The following is a 12596-nucleotide window of genomic DNA, read 5'->3' on the forward strand; positions in this document are numbered from 1 at the left end:
AGAAGGAAGTAGGGGGAGGCAAAGGGCGCAGCAGGGTGCTACTCGTCTTCGATCTCAGGTTCGTTGTAGCTTTTAGCCGGCTTGGAGCCATGCGCTGCAGCAAACGGATCCATCGTAAGCTCGCCGTCGGGCGCCTGGGGCGGCAGCGGCAGTGAGCCGGGCACGCCAAGCTGCGGAAATTCTTTGCGCAACGGATAGTACTCGAAGTCCTCGGGCATGTACATGCGCCGCAGGTCGGGGTGGCCGTCGAAGATGAGCCCGAGCATGTCGTAGGCTTCGCGCTCGTTCCAGTTGGCCGAGCGATAGACCGAGGTGACGGTGGGCACGTGCAGGTTGTCTTCGTCGACACGCACCTTCAGGCGGAGGCGCTGCTTTGCCTCCATATTAACCACGTTGTAGAACACCTCAAAGCGCCCCTCCTGCGTAAACCGGTCGATGCCGCCCAGGTCTGCCAGGTAATTAAAGCCCTGCTCTTCCTTGAGGAAGCGACACACATCGGCAATGCGATCCTTGGACACGTACACCGTGTCTTCGTTGGCATACGTCTCAACCGGACCGATGACCTCGTCGCCAAAGGATTCGGTCATTGCGTTAATGACCGCCGGGTTGTGCGTGGTGGCCTTGGCGTGTGGGTTGTCCTCACTTCCCGAAATGGCCGTATCGGCCGGGGTGTAGTGGAACTTGAGGGCCTCCGACTTGGAAGGCGCGTTCGAGGATTCGTCAGCGGGCATGGGGCACAGCAGCGAGACAAGGAAACAGAGCAGCAGGCAGACGCCGTATGCGGCAAGCTATTCGTTCAGCAAGCTATGCAGCAACAGGCGTCACCGGCGCTGAAGGCGTATTGGGTTTTTCGAGCTGTCCGGGATACTGGACTGTGTTTTCCGGAATCAGGGGCGCGTTTTTGTACGGGTCGCCGTGCGTATAGTCTTGCGTGATGGAGTACTCGTTGCGCACCTTCTCTTGGATGTCCATGAGCGCATGCAGCACCGCCTCTGGACGCGGTGGGCAGCCGGGGATGTACACGTCGACCGGCAGGAAATTGTCGCAGCCCTGCACCACGCCGTAGCAGCGATGCATGCCACCCGTGGAGGCGCAGGCGCCCATCGCAATGCACCACTTGGGGTCGGCCATCTGATCCCATACGCGGCGCACAGCATGGCTCATTTTGTAGGAGACCCAGCCCGCCACGATCATAAGATCGGCTTGGCGAGGCGAGAAGCGCATGGCTTCGCTCCCAAAGCGCGCCGAGTCGTACTTCGGTCCTGCAAAGGCCATCATTTCGATGGCGCAGCAAGCCAGCCCCATGGGCATGGGCATCAGTGAGTTGGAGCGGGCCCAGTTCACGACCGCATCCACGCGCGTCGTGAAGAAGTTTTCACCGCCAAACGGGGAGGAACCAGCCATGACAAACGTTGAAATCTGTGGAGAAACAGGCGGACTGCAGAACGCACGCCCTAATCGATTTTCGTATCGGTTCTAATGGTAGAGGCGCGCGCCCTGTTTCAGTACACGACCGCGCATCCCTTAAATTATTGCAAGGCGGGCACAATCCAACCCTTCTTTTTAACGCGCACTCGCTTCATGCACCTATCCACACATGTTTAGGGTATTAGCACCCTGCTGGAAGTCACGTGCGCTGCCCCTGCGAAGCGCCCCCGAACCTGCCTATTGGAGATGCCAGGGCCAGATTGAGCCACTCAGTCGAACTCCAGTCCGCCTTTCTTGATGTCGTAGACCAGACCCAGCGTGAGAATGCCCACGAACAGCCCGACTACCGTCATGACGCCGACGGTAGCCACGAGGCCGGCATCAATGAAGTCGTGGAAACTCACGGCCCACGGATACATGAACACGACCTCCACATCAAACACGATGAAGATCATGGCTACCAGGTAAAACTTAACTGAGTAACGCTCGCGTGCCGACCCAATCGGATCCATTCCGCTTTCGTATGGCGTACGCTTGATCTTGTTGGGCCGCTTGGGTCCAATCCACGACGCTGCTGCCAGCAGCGTAAGGGCAAGCCCCAGCGCAATGGCGATAATGACAAACAGCGGGATGAAGTCAGCAAACATGGGCAGGCGGGTCGGTAGTGGCAGTATGCCAGACGGGTCTGTAGCATATCCAGCCTACCAAGACCACACGCCGGATGCAACGCACGGCTGCCCTTCCATTCCGAAAAGCCGGTAAAGAAGAAGGGCTGCCGTATTCCTTCCGTACAGATAGCAGCAGCGAAGGCATTTGCTCACGTTCTTGCACTGATGGGATACGGTTGTTCTTGGGCACATGCAGGTAATCGCGCCGTAACAATGGTATGTTCTGGTTTTGCTCTTTCGGCTCCTGCTTCATGACAACGACAACACAGCTCCACATCGGCAACGCAGCACAGATGGAGGCGATCGACGATGCTTCCGTCGACCTGATCGTAACGTCACCGCCGTATCCCATGATTGAGATGTGGGACGACCTGTTTGCGGATTGGGTGCCCGAAAGCGAGCAGGCGCTGACGGGTGGTGACCCGGATGCCGCTTTCGACGTCATGCATCAGGCTCTTGACGCTGTATGGGCAGAGTGCGCACGCGTCTTGCGCACAGGCGGCATCTGCTGCATCAACATGGGGGATGCGACACGCACCATCGGCGGCACCTTTCAGTTGTATCCAAACCATGCCCGTACGGTTCAGGATATGACAGCGCACGGGCTGCACCAGTTGCCTGGTATTCTGTGGCGCAAGTCGACCAACAAGCCCAATAAGTTTATGGGATCTGGCATGATCCCGCCCAATGCGTACGTGACGCTTGAGCACGAACACATCCTGATCTTCCGCAAGCAAGACAAGCGCACCGTAAAGCCGAACCGGCGCGCAGACCGCTACGAAAGTGCCTACTTTTGGGAGGAGCGTAACCGCTGGTTTTCGGATTTGTGGACGGATCTGCGCGGCACTACGCAGTCGCTTGCAACCAGCCATGGCGATCTACGCAGTCGCTCTGCGGCCTTCCCGCTGGCCCTTCCGCTTCGCCTCATCAATATGTACTCCATTGCGGGCGACACCGTACTCGATCCGTTTTGGGGCACCGGTACCACCTCCCTGGCTGCCGCTATGCTCCGCCGCCACTCAGTCGGGTACGAACTGGAGCCGGGGTTCGCCGCCGTATTTGAGGACACGGTACACACGCTCCCTGAGCGATCTCATCGCTACAACACGGCCCGCATCGAGCGGCATCGTCGCTTTTTGCGTGAGCGCGACACTCCATGCAAGCATACGAATACGTTCTACGACTTTGGGGTCATCACCAAGCAGGAAACCGAACTGGTCTTCCACGATGTGGACGACGTGACCCGCACGGCCCCCAATCAGTACGATTTTGCGTATCAGCCCCATGGGGTGCAGACGGAAGCCTTTGCGTAGGGACACTGATGCACTTGGGGACTACTGATGGATCCAGGCTTCGCTATTCTTGCGCGTGAACGGGGCAGAGCCCCTAAACGAATGCGTCACAAGGCAGAGCCTTGCGACGAGAGAGGCGGTAGCCCGTATCATTGGTCACTTCCATAGCCGGATAACTTGTGCCGAACGCTATAGGCATCGCTTGCATCTCCGGGGACGATGCAAACGAATAGATCCGACGCTGCTGGTCAAACGCAGGAGAAACGTCATCCTGAACTTGATTCAGGATCTACCCACGGGGCATGCAGACGTGTGCATTTTGTCCCCGACTGGCGCAGGAAGTGGCCGGTCTCCGTCCACTTTGAATGCACCGCCAGATCATATTTATCTACCTCCCCTGACCGTTACAATCGTCTGATACGTGGGCATACGAGGAACTCCTTGTTGCAACGCACGCTATGGACACTCGGCATCACGCGCTGTTTTTCTCTTGACCGCTCCCGACTTTATGCAAACCCTTTCCTTCCGCAACGACGATGAGATGCCGATTCTTGGACTGGGCACCTGGAAGTCGGCCCCGGGCGAGGTGTACGATGCGGTGAAGGTGGCACTGCAGGCCGGGTATCGCCACATCGACTGTGCGCTCATCTACGGCAACGAAGCCGAAGTGGGGCGTGCGCTCACCGAGTCGTTCGAACACGGCGTGGTCGATCGCGACGATGTCTGGGTGACGTCCAAGCTCTGGAATGATGCCCACGCGCCTGAAGACGTGCGTCCGGCACTAAAAGAGACGCTGAGCGACCTCCAACTCGACACCATCGACCTGTACCTGATGCACTGGCCCGTGGCGCTGAAGCCCGGCGTGGGCATGCCACAGTCACCCGACCAGCTTATCAGCCTGGAGGAGCAGCCGCTTGCTGAAACCTGGGCGGCTATGGAAGACCTTGTGGATGACGGGCTGGCGCGCCACATCGGCGTGTCTAACTTCAGCGTCCCCAAGCTGCAGTCGCTGCTGGAGGATGCAGAGCGCTATACTCCCGAAATGAATCAGATTGAGCTGCATCCGTATCTGCAGCAATCTGATATGCTCGACTTCGCACAAGCGCACGGCGTCCACCTGACCGCCTACTCGCCACTCGGGTCCTCGGATCGCCCCGACAATATGAAGGCCGATGACGAGCCGGTGCTGATCGATGATGAGACGATTGCCTCCATTGCCAGCAAGCACGACGCCACGCCCGCACAGGTGCTCATCAGTTGGGCCATCCATCGGGGCACAGCGGTGATCCCCAAGTCGGTGAACGAGGGCCGCATCAAGGAGAACCTGGCCGCGGCTGATGTTGACTTGACCGACGCCGACATGCAGGTGATCGCCAAGCTCGATCGCGAACGCCGCTACGTGGATGGCGGTGCCTGGACGATAGGCGACAGCCCGTACACGATGGCGAATCTGTGGGATGCGTAGGTTCGCTGTGGGCGATGAGCGCATCGCTGTGTACAGAGCGGTGCGCTGCGCCTCCCCCCTTACGACGCTGTGCTATCGTGCTGGTCGGCGTGTCGCATCTGGCGGCCCTTCAACGTAAGTGCCACACCGCCCAGAAGAAGCGTGAGCCCCAGCAGACGCAGTCCGCTCATGGGCACCGGCTGTCCGCCCAGCACACCGTAATGGTCGAGCACTGCCGACCCGATGAGTTGCGCAGCCACGAGCAGCATGCTGCCCAGCACCGCGCCAATGCGGGGAATGGCGTAGTTATTGGCCGCCACAACGAGCACGCCCATGCATCCGCCCGCAAAGTAGAACCACGCCAGGTTGGGTGTGCTCCACGCGGTTACGCCTACGCCAAACGCCACCACCACGCTCGCCACCACCGCACCGACCAGGTGGTTAATCCCCGATCCCAGCAGCGCTCCGGTCGCCATAGCCAGCACCGCATTGGCCAGGCGACTCCCGGCCTCGCACAGGCCGTTAATCACGGTAAGTAGAAGCATCCAGGCCATTGGAAGGAGCCGATCGTTTAGGAGATTCGAAGGGTACGGGATGCGCATCCGCGCTGCTTATCCCAATGTGACGCACACTACCCCTGCTACAATACAGACGATACCCAGTGCTGTGCGCACCGTCATGCGGTGCACCGGTAAACCAAACCATCCGAAATGATCGGCCAGAGCAGATACGGTGAGGCTCGTGGCAATAACGATGCTCAGCGTAAGCGCCAGTCCCAGCACCGGCACCACGGCATTGGCCAGCGCCACGATAGCTACCCCCAGCACGCCGCCCGTCCACGCATACCACGGAATGCTACGCCAGTCGATGGGGCGCGGGCGCCGGGGGTCGAGCACGGCTCGCGCTGCCCAGAGCAACGCAGCGAAGAGCGTGCCCACCACGTGCACCACCCAGCTCGATGCGACTACGCCCATGTGCACCCCGAGCGTCGCGTTGAGGCGTACCATAAGGGCCACAAGCGCTCCGGCTCCCAGCGATATGATCACAGCTATAAGCGCACTCGGTGTGAGAGACATACGCGACGAGACATCGGAAAACAAAGACATAAGCACCGAGGTTAGGATAGCCATGGACAAGAGGGCAACGTTGAGCCCCTGCAACATACGTTGCGTGCTGTACATTGCACCTTCTGACTAAATGTAGCGATGCGCAGCCCCCGTGCACAGGGATCGGACACAGGTTCACGGAAAGATAGCGAACCCTACCCGTTGCCTCGCGTGCGCCCGCTTGTGTTCTCTATCTGTCTTTGCTTTCCCCTGCTCTACCTGCTGCCCCATGGCCCTGCTTGCGTCCTCTGTCATCGCTGCCGACTACGGTCACCTACACACCCAAACCAACGATGCGCTGGAGGCCGGCGCCAACTGGCTTCATCTTGACGTGATGGACGGCCAGTTCGTGCCCAACCTTACCATTGGTCCGGGCCTTGTGCAAGCCATGCGCCCCATTGCCGATACCCATGATGCCTGGCTTGACGTACACCTCATGATCGACGATCCAGGTCGCTTTGTGGATACGTTTGCTCAAGCCGGGGCCGATGTCTGTACCGTACACGTGGAGGCCTGCACGCACCTGCACCGCGTCGTGCAGCAGATCCAACAAGCCGGGATGAAGGCGGGTGTAGCTCTGAACCCCGGCACGCCCCTTTCAGCACTTGACGCTGTGCTTCCGCTGGTCGACCTCGTGCTCGTTATGTCTGTCAATCCTGGATTTAGCGGACAGCAGTTTATTCCGCAGAGCACCCCACGCATCCAAACACTACGACGACAGCTTAACGCCCTTGGCTCTGATGCCTTCCTGCAGGTAGATGGCGGCGTAAAGCCCGCTAATGCCAAGCGGCTCATACAGGCCGGTGCCGATGTCCTCGTAGCCGGAAGCGCCATCTTTGGTGGATCTGCTTCCATATCCGACAACATAGCGGCGTTTCGAAGTGCCCTCACGCTCAAAGCGTAATTGCTTTTCATCTCCACCATGTTAACCATGTTAGGCCGCTAACGGCTTTTTTATGGATACGCCTGTTGCACTCGTTACCGGAGCAAGCTCCGGCATTGGCAAGGCCACCGCGCGGGGCCTCCTGCAACGCGGCTACCACGTTATTTTGTGGTGTCGTACCACCGCCTCGGCCCACGACACTGCTGCCACCCTCCGCCGCGACGAACACTCTGCCGCCCTTGATACTGTAGCGGCCGACCTTACGGACTTCACCGCTGTCCGCCGCGCCGCGAAAGACCTGAAGGCGCAGTACAACCAGATTGACGTGCTTATCAATAACGCGGGGGTGCTCAAAAAGGAGCGCGCTACAAACGAAGAGGGCGTCGAAGAAACGTTTGCCGTAAACTATCTGGCCCCGTTTCTGCTGTCGCACCTGCTGCTCGATCCACTCTTACGCGCTGCCAATGCCACCGGCGAGGCGCGCATCGTGAACGTGGGGTCGGATGCGCACCGCGGGGCCGTCAACTTCAGTGCCGACGCCATGAGCGACGGCGACGCGGGTCTCACCGCGTACATGCAGTCGAAGCTGGCGCTGGTGCTCTTCACCAACGAGCTGGCACGGCGCCTGAAACCTACCGGTGTAACTGTAAACTGTGTACATCCGGGCGTGGTAGCCACTAATATCTGGCGCGGACCGGGCCTGCTCTCGTGGCTTGTACGTCGGATACAATGGTTCTTGAACTCGCCTGAGACTGGTGCCGAGGGGCCCCTCTACCTGGCCACCTCCAGCGAGATCGAGGGGGTCACCGGTGCTTATTTCGATGGCACCGACCGCACCACTCCCTCCATTGCTGCCTTCGACGAAAAGGCCGCCGCTGAGCTCTGGGACCGCAGCATGGAGCTGGTGGATCTCGATCCCAACGATGTTTCATATAACCACGACAGAATATAGATGGATCCTGCAACTGTATAATATGGTACCATTTCATATATACATGTAGCCGTGCATCGCCTGTTATCTTCTCTGTTCAGCACCTCTCCACGTTCAGGTCGCACCCTACATCTCCTTCTTTCCCTGAAATCAAACGCTTCCAATCGCCTTTAATTGGCTCTTCTATGAAGAAGTCTGCCCATTCCCAAAAAAATCAGTCGTCATGTATATATGTTGCAACGCGCAAAAACATTAGGAATGGGGCTGTGTATCGGGGCCTTGAATAATCCAAATTTACCGATCGCACCCGCACAATGCATTCCACAAAGCGAATAACAAGACGTTCACGTTTTAACTTCCGTCATGCGGTCGGCCTGATTGGCTTGCTCATAGGTCTGCTTGTGAGCAGTTACGCTCCACTTCCAAGTGTAGCCCAGCATAACACCTCTTGGGCTAATCCTTTTGACGCGTCGTCGGCACAGGGCACCAACGCTCCTGCATCATACAACGCCTGGGATGCGCCCCGCACAGCCTCAACCACCGAAGGGTATGATGCGGATGATCCATGGGGTACCGAGAATGCGTGGAGCACGGATCACCACCGAGACGAGTCTTTCTCAGATGGAAACTGGTCCTCTGATTTTTATGAGAGTAGCCCCGGCGATCATTCTCGTCCGGCAGGCAATAGCCCCACCACGCACTCCGCCTCTTGTGGGTCACCTGGCAACCCTAACAACAAGGCCTGTGTAAAGGCTTGCAGCAGGTCCAATCCGCCTCCAACCTGTAACTTGGCCTGCAATACCGATCCAGGTGGGGAAGCCTGTGAGGCCTTTCAGGATTCATGTAGAGAAAACCCAAATACCGCCGCCTGTCAGCGATTCGGCTCTCAGGGAACAGGCAACCCCGCCAATGCGCCCATCCCTGGCCTCGTCTACTTGCTCTTGGGAGGCCTCGGGTACGGCGGATACAAACTGCGCAACACGCAAACAGCATAACGCATCGGTTGCACCTCACCGGTAGAATCAGTTTGTTGGATGCGTTGACTCGTTCGCTTTGTAGACCGTCCCAGCGCCTCCCCCTATGCTCGACCTTTCCGGACAAACCATTCTCGTAACCGGTGCCAGTCGCGGTATCGGAAAAGCCATCGCAGAAACGTGCGCTCGCGCCGGGGCCGCCGTGGCCGTGCACTACGGACACAGCGCCGACGCCGCGCTGGAGGTCGCCGATACCTGTGGCTCCGACGCCCACCTCTTCCAGGCCGACCTCACCGACCTCGACGCCACCGACGCGCTGTTCAACGCCGTAGCCGACACCTACGGGCGCGTTGACGGACTCGTGCTCAACGCCGGTGTAGCCCGCCACATGCCGCTCGATGCCACCACCGACGACTGGCACACCGACTGGCAGAATACCATGCAGGTAAACCTGCGTGCCCCCGAGCTGCTCTGCCGCCACGCGCTCCGCCACTTTCGCAACCAGGGCGGTGGGCGTATCGTGGGCATCGCCTCGCGGGCCGCCTTCCGCGGTGACACACTCGACTACATGAGCTACGCCGCCTCCAAAGCCGGACTCGTTGCCCTCATGCGCTCCATTGCCCGCGGCGCCGGATCCGACAGCGTGAAAGCCTTCACGATTGCACCTGGCTTCACCCGCACCGACATGGCGCAGGACTTCATCGACGAGTACGGCCCCGGCATCGTGCGCGACGACCTGGCGCTGAATGACCTCACCGAGCCCGCCGACCTCGCCCCCATGGCTGCGCTCTTGCTCTCCGGCCACGCCGACCACGCCACCGGCTGCACTATCGACATGAACGCGGGGAGCTACGTGCATTGAAAACCTGTTTGGGTTTTGGTTTGACGGCAAGAGCGAGCGCCGGTGGAGCGAAACGAGAACCACGATAGTCATCCCGGCCTCTTCCACCTCACGGGATCGGAGAATCCCGCGGGTGCGAGCCAGATCCAGAAGCGCCTTAACATGAGCAGACATGATGGAGGAACGTGTGATGGGGCCCGGTTGCGCCGCTTTATGCAGCAACTGCTTTACGCAGCATTAGATATCACGAGCGTGACAAAACGTAGGCAGGTCCGCAGAACTGCCTACGCTTTGCTTCTTGTCGATGGCCTGTACAGTTTGAGTTGTAACGGACCGGATAGGGCACAATGCCTGATAACAGACAGGGACTATGAGGGGTCTCGTGCGTCGCTCAACGGCCTATCCAACAAACTGCGGAGGCGCACCTCAGTGGCACACCTCCGCAAGCAATTGTTCAGAATCGGTCGGTTTTGTAGATACCCGTTACCGCACATCGGCTACCGCACGACGGTGATGCGCTGGGTTTCGGTATGGCCCTTGGTTTGCATACGCAGGAAGTACGTGCCGCTCGCCAGATCGCTCACATCAAGCTGCGCTTCCGTGCGGCCCTCCACATTGGTATCTACCACCGTGCGGATACGGCGGCCCATCAGGTCATACAGGTCGATGCGCACATCCTGCCGCTCTGGCACTGCAAACCGCACGGTGGCCTGACTGCGCACCGGGTTCGGATACGTCGGCAAGAGCTCTGTGGCCTGCACCGGACGCGCAACCGTGATCGCTTCACTGAAGGATTCGGTGCCGTCGGTGTCGATCTGGCGCAGGCGATAGCTCAGGCTATCGACGGCATAGGGCAGATCGGTGTCTGTGAACTGGTAGGACTGCGGGGTGTCCGTGGTGCCTGCGCCGTCGAGGGTCGCGATGGTCTGCCAGGATTCGCCTGTAGAGACGCCCCAGTGGGACGTCTCTACGGATTCATTTACAGACCCGGCCGCGCGCTGCACCTCAAAGCCCGCGTTGCCGGTTTCGGAAAGGGTTTCCCACACGAGCACGGCGTCTTCGTCGTTTAGCGTGGCATCAAAAGCGCTGAGTTCGACCGGTAACGGACCCGATGTGCTCACGAAGACGAATTCGCTGAAGCCGTCCACGGTGGCGACGAGTTCGGTGACCCCGTCGTTCGTTTCGACGGCGGTCGGCACATCAGTAAAGGGGCCGGTGCCGACGTCAGGGCGCGAGTAGACGGTCACGTCACCCGGCGCGGTGATGCCGCCGAACTGGCTCACGTCGAAGCGCACCTGCGTTCCGGGGCCAACGGTAAGGCCCGCGTCGGCAGTGATGACGATGCGGTAGCTACTCACGTTGTCGCCTGCGGGGAGGCCGTCGGTGTCTGTGGGCGGATCATCGAACGGTGAGACGACAAGGCACGCGCCTGGTCCGGTGGTGCCCGGGGCAAAGTCGATAGTCACCCCTGTCGCGCCGTAGGAGAGCAGGCCGGGCCCGGACACACAGGTCGGGCTCCCATCCAGCGACAGCACGTACGCCGTTCCGGAATTGAGCAACCCGTCGTCATCACGCCGGGCGCCAACGAGCACATCGGGCACGCCGTCCCCGTCGACGTCTCCAAGTCCCGCCGCGCCACGGCCGAACTCGTCGCCGTCCGCGATTGTGCTGCCCGACAGTCCGCCATTCCCATTGCTGATCTTCTGCTGGGTGTTGACTGTGCCGTCGGCATTCAAAAACAGCACATACGCCGCTCCAACATTGATCCCCCCGTCGTCGTCCTGGGTGGCGCCAACGAGCACGTCGGGCACGCCGTCGCCATCAATGTCCCCAAGTCCTGTCGCGTCGATGCCGAAGGCGTCGTTCTCTTCGAGGAGGCCGCTGGGCAGCCCACCGGCCTCGTTGCTAATCTTCTGCTGAGCGTCAACTGTGCCGTCGGCATTTAAAAACAGCACGTACGCCGCCCCGGAATTACTCGCCCCGTCCTCGTCCCCGTAGGCGCCGACGAGCACGTCGGGCACGCCGTCACCGTCGATGTCCCCGAGTCCCGCCGCGCCGTTGCCAAAGAAGTCGCCATCCGCGAGCGTACCTGGAGCCAACCCACCGGCCTCGTTGCTGATCTTTTGCTGGGTGTCAACCGTGCCATCGGCATTCAAAAACAGCACGTACGCCGCTCCGGCATTGCTCGCCCCGTCGTCGTCCTCGACGGCGCCAACGAGCACGTCGGGCACGCCGTCCCCATCGATGTCCCCGAGTTTCGTCGAGCCGATCCCGAAGAAGTCGTTCTCTTCGAGGAGGCCGCTGGGCAGCCCGCCGGTGCCGTTGCTGATCTTCTGCTGGGCGTCAACCGTGCCGTCGGCATTTAAAAACAACACGTACGCCGCCCCGGCATTGCTCGCCCCGTCGTCGTCCCCGGGGGCGCCAACGAGCACGTCGGGCACGCCGTCCCCGTCGACATCTCCGACTCCCGTCGCGCCGATGCCGAATATGTCGACCTCCGCAAGCGTGCCCGAGGCCAACCCACCGGCCTCGTTGCTGATCTTCTGCTGGGTGTCAACCGTGCCATTGGCATTCAAAAACAGCACGTACGCCGCTCCGGCATTGCTCGCCCCGTCGGCGTCTCCAGGGGCGCCAACGAGCACGTCGGGCACGCCGTCACCGTCGACATCCCCGATCTTCGCTGCGCCACTGCCGAAGTTGTCGCGATTTTCGAGCGGGCTCCCCGCCAGTCCGCCAACCCCGTTGTTGATCTCCTGGAAGCTCAGCACCTCGCCGGGTGTCTGCGCGCGAACGGGCAGAACCAATGCCCACAGGAGCAGTGCGCTCAGTGCACCCACTGTAGCATAGAAGGGCCAGACCATTAAGGAGGAAGTCGCTGTAACGGTTTTGTATTGCATAGTGTAGAGACGTACCGGATTGATCAGAAGAAAGAGAGCAGACATTTTGTTTCTTTCGGCGGCCTATACAGTTTGAGATATACCTCTTATACGCAGTGTCTTACACGCAGTGTATCACTCAGCCTATACAGG

Annotated in this window: 11 protein-coding genes; 5 read left to right on the forward strand and 6 right to left on the reverse strand. The window is 60.0% G+C overall.

Going from position 1 to position 12596, the window contains the following annotated elements:
- Nucleotides 1-38 precede the first annotated feature (38 nt).
- The 3 genes from CRI93_RS02795 to CRI93_RS02805 form a co-directional block, all read right to left on the reverse strand.
- Nucleotides 39-731 (reverse strand): NADH-quinone oxidoreductase subunit C, encoded by a 693-nt coding sequence (locus CRI93_RS02795; RefSeq protein ID WP_098061099.1) that lies wholly within the window; start codon nt 729-731, stop codon nt 39-41.
- Between the two features lie 73 nt (nt 732-804).
- Nucleotides 805-1404 carry an NADH-quinone oxidoreductase subunit B gene (locus CRI93_RS02800; protein WP_098061100.1) on the reverse strand — a complete coding sequence of 200 codons (600 nt, stop codon included), beginning with the start codon at nt 1402-1404 and terminating at the stop codon, nt 805-807.
- A gap of 293 nt (nt 1405-1697) precedes the next feature.
- The gene (locus CRI93_RS02805) at nt 1698-2075 is read right to left on the reverse strand and encodes an NADH-quinone oxidoreductase subunit A (RefSeq protein ID WP_098061101.1); all 378 of its coding nucleotides are present in this window, start codon (nt 2073-2075) and stop codon (nt 1698-1700) included.
- 272 nt (nt 2076-2347) lie between these two features.
- On the opposite strand from CRI93_RS02805, the gene CRI93_RS02810 reads away from it, so the two are divergent.
- The gene (locus CRI93_RS02810; protein WP_098061102.1) at nt 2348-3409 is read left to right on the forward strand and encodes a DNA-methyltransferase; all 1062 of its coding nucleotides are present in this window, start codon (nt 2348-2350) and stop codon (nt 3407-3409) included.
- A 487-nt stretch (nt 3410-3896) separates the two neighbouring features.
- Nucleotides 3897-4853, forward strand: a complete 957-nt coding sequence (locus tag CRI93_RS02815) for an aldo/keto reductase (protein WP_098061299.1) — start codon at nt 3897-3899, stop codon at nt 4851-4853.
- 59 nt (nt 4854-4912) lie between these two features.
- Here CRI93_RS02815 and CRI93_RS02820 read toward each other — a convergent pair whose 3' ends face one another.
- Together CRI93_RS02820 and CRI93_RS02825 are read right to left on the reverse strand one after the other, a co-directional pair.
- Nucleotides 4913-5386, reverse strand: a complete 474-nt coding sequence (locus tag CRI93_RS02820; protein WP_176521644.1) for a DMT family transporter — start codon at nt 5384-5386, stop codon at nt 4913-4915.
- Nucleotides 5387-5443: 57 nt separating this feature from the next.
- The gene (locus CRI93_RS02825; RefSeq protein ID WP_176521645.1) at nt 5444-5878 is read right to left on the reverse strand and encodes a DMT family transporter; all 435 of its coding nucleotides are present in this window, start codon (nt 5876-5878) and stop codon (nt 5444-5446) included.
- Between the two features lie 289 nt (nt 5879-6167).
- Between CRI93_RS02825 and rpe the strand changes: the two genes are divergently transcribed.
- From rpe to CRI93_RS02840, 3 genes are all read left to right on the forward strand, one after another.
- Nucleotides 6168-6842 carry a ribulose-phosphate 3-epimerase gene (gene rpe, locus CRI93_RS02830; protein ID WP_098061105.1) on the forward strand — a complete coding sequence of 225 codons (675 nt, stop codon included), beginning with the start codon at nt 6168-6170 and terminating at the stop codon, nt 6840-6842.
- Between the two features lie 52 nt (nt 6843-6894).
- A complete protein-coding gene (locus CRI93_RS02835) occupies nt 6895-7773 on the forward strand; it encodes an SDR family oxidoreductase (protein WP_098061106.1) in 879 nt (292 codons plus the stop codon).
- A gap of 1059 nt (nt 7774-8832) precedes the next feature.
- On the forward strand, nt 8833-9588 hold the full coding sequence (locus CRI93_RS02840) for an SDR family NAD(P)-dependent oxidoreductase (protein ID WP_098061107.1): 756 nt from the start codon (nt 8833-8835) through the stop codon (nt 9586-9588).
- 476 nt (nt 9589-10064) lie between these two features.
- Here the strand turns inward: CRI93_RS02840 and CRI93_RS02845 are convergent, their stop codons facing one another.
- Nucleotides 10065-12509 carry a T9SS type A sorting domain-containing protein gene (locus CRI93_RS02845; RefSeq protein ID WP_098061108.1) on the reverse strand — a complete coding sequence of 815 codons (2445 nt, stop codon included), beginning with the start codon at nt 12507-12509 and terminating at the stop codon, nt 10065-10067.
- Nucleotides 12510-12596 lie beyond the last annotated feature (87 nt).

Source organism: Longimonas halophila, assembly GCF_002554705.1.
GTDB lineage: Bacteria > Bacteroidota > Rhodothermia > Rhodothermales > Salinibacteraceae > Longimonas > Longimonas halophila.

Bases quoted from the DNA above. Each gene is read 5' to 3' on its own strand.
- CRI93_RS02840 (WP_098061107.1), top strand. From the start codon at position 8,833: ATGCTCGACCTTTCCGGACAAACCATTCTCGTAACCGGTGCCAGTCGC.
- rpe (WP_098061105.1), top strand. From the start codon at position 6,168: ATGGCCCTGCTTGCGTCCTCTGTCATCGCTGCCGACTACGGTCACCTA.
- CRI93_RS02815 (WP_098061299.1), top strand. From the start codon at position 3,897: ATGCAAACCCTTTCCTTCCGCAACGACGATGAGATGCCGATTCTTGGA.
- CRI93_RS02820 (WP_176521644.1), bottom strand. From the start codon at position 5,386: ATGGCCTGGATGCTTCTACTTACCGTGATTAACGGCCTGTGCGAGGCC.
- CRI93_RS02805 (WP_098061101.1), bottom strand. From the start codon at position 2,075: ATGTTTGCTGACTTCATCCCGCTGTTTGTCATTATCGCCATTGCGCTG.
- CRI93_RS02810 (WP_098061102.1), top strand. From the start codon at position 2,348: ATGACAACGACAACACAGCTCCACATCGGCAACGCAGCACAGATGGAG.
- CRI93_RS02800 (WP_098061100.1), bottom strand. From the start codon at position 1,404: ATGGCTGGTTCCTCCCCGTTTGGCGGTGAAAACTTCTTCACGACGCGC.
- CRI93_RS02845 (WP_098061108.1), bottom strand. From the start codon at position 12,509: ATGTCTGCTCTCTTTCTTCTGATCAATCCGGTACGTCTCTACACTATG.
- CRI93_RS02795 (WP_098061099.1), bottom strand. From the start codon at position 731: ATGCCCGCTGACGAATCCTCGAACGCGCCTTCCAAGTCGGAGGCCCTC.
- CRI93_RS02835 (WP_098061106.1), top strand. From the start codon at position 6,895: ATGGATACGCCTGTTGCACTCGTTACCGGAGCAAGCTCCGGCATTGGC.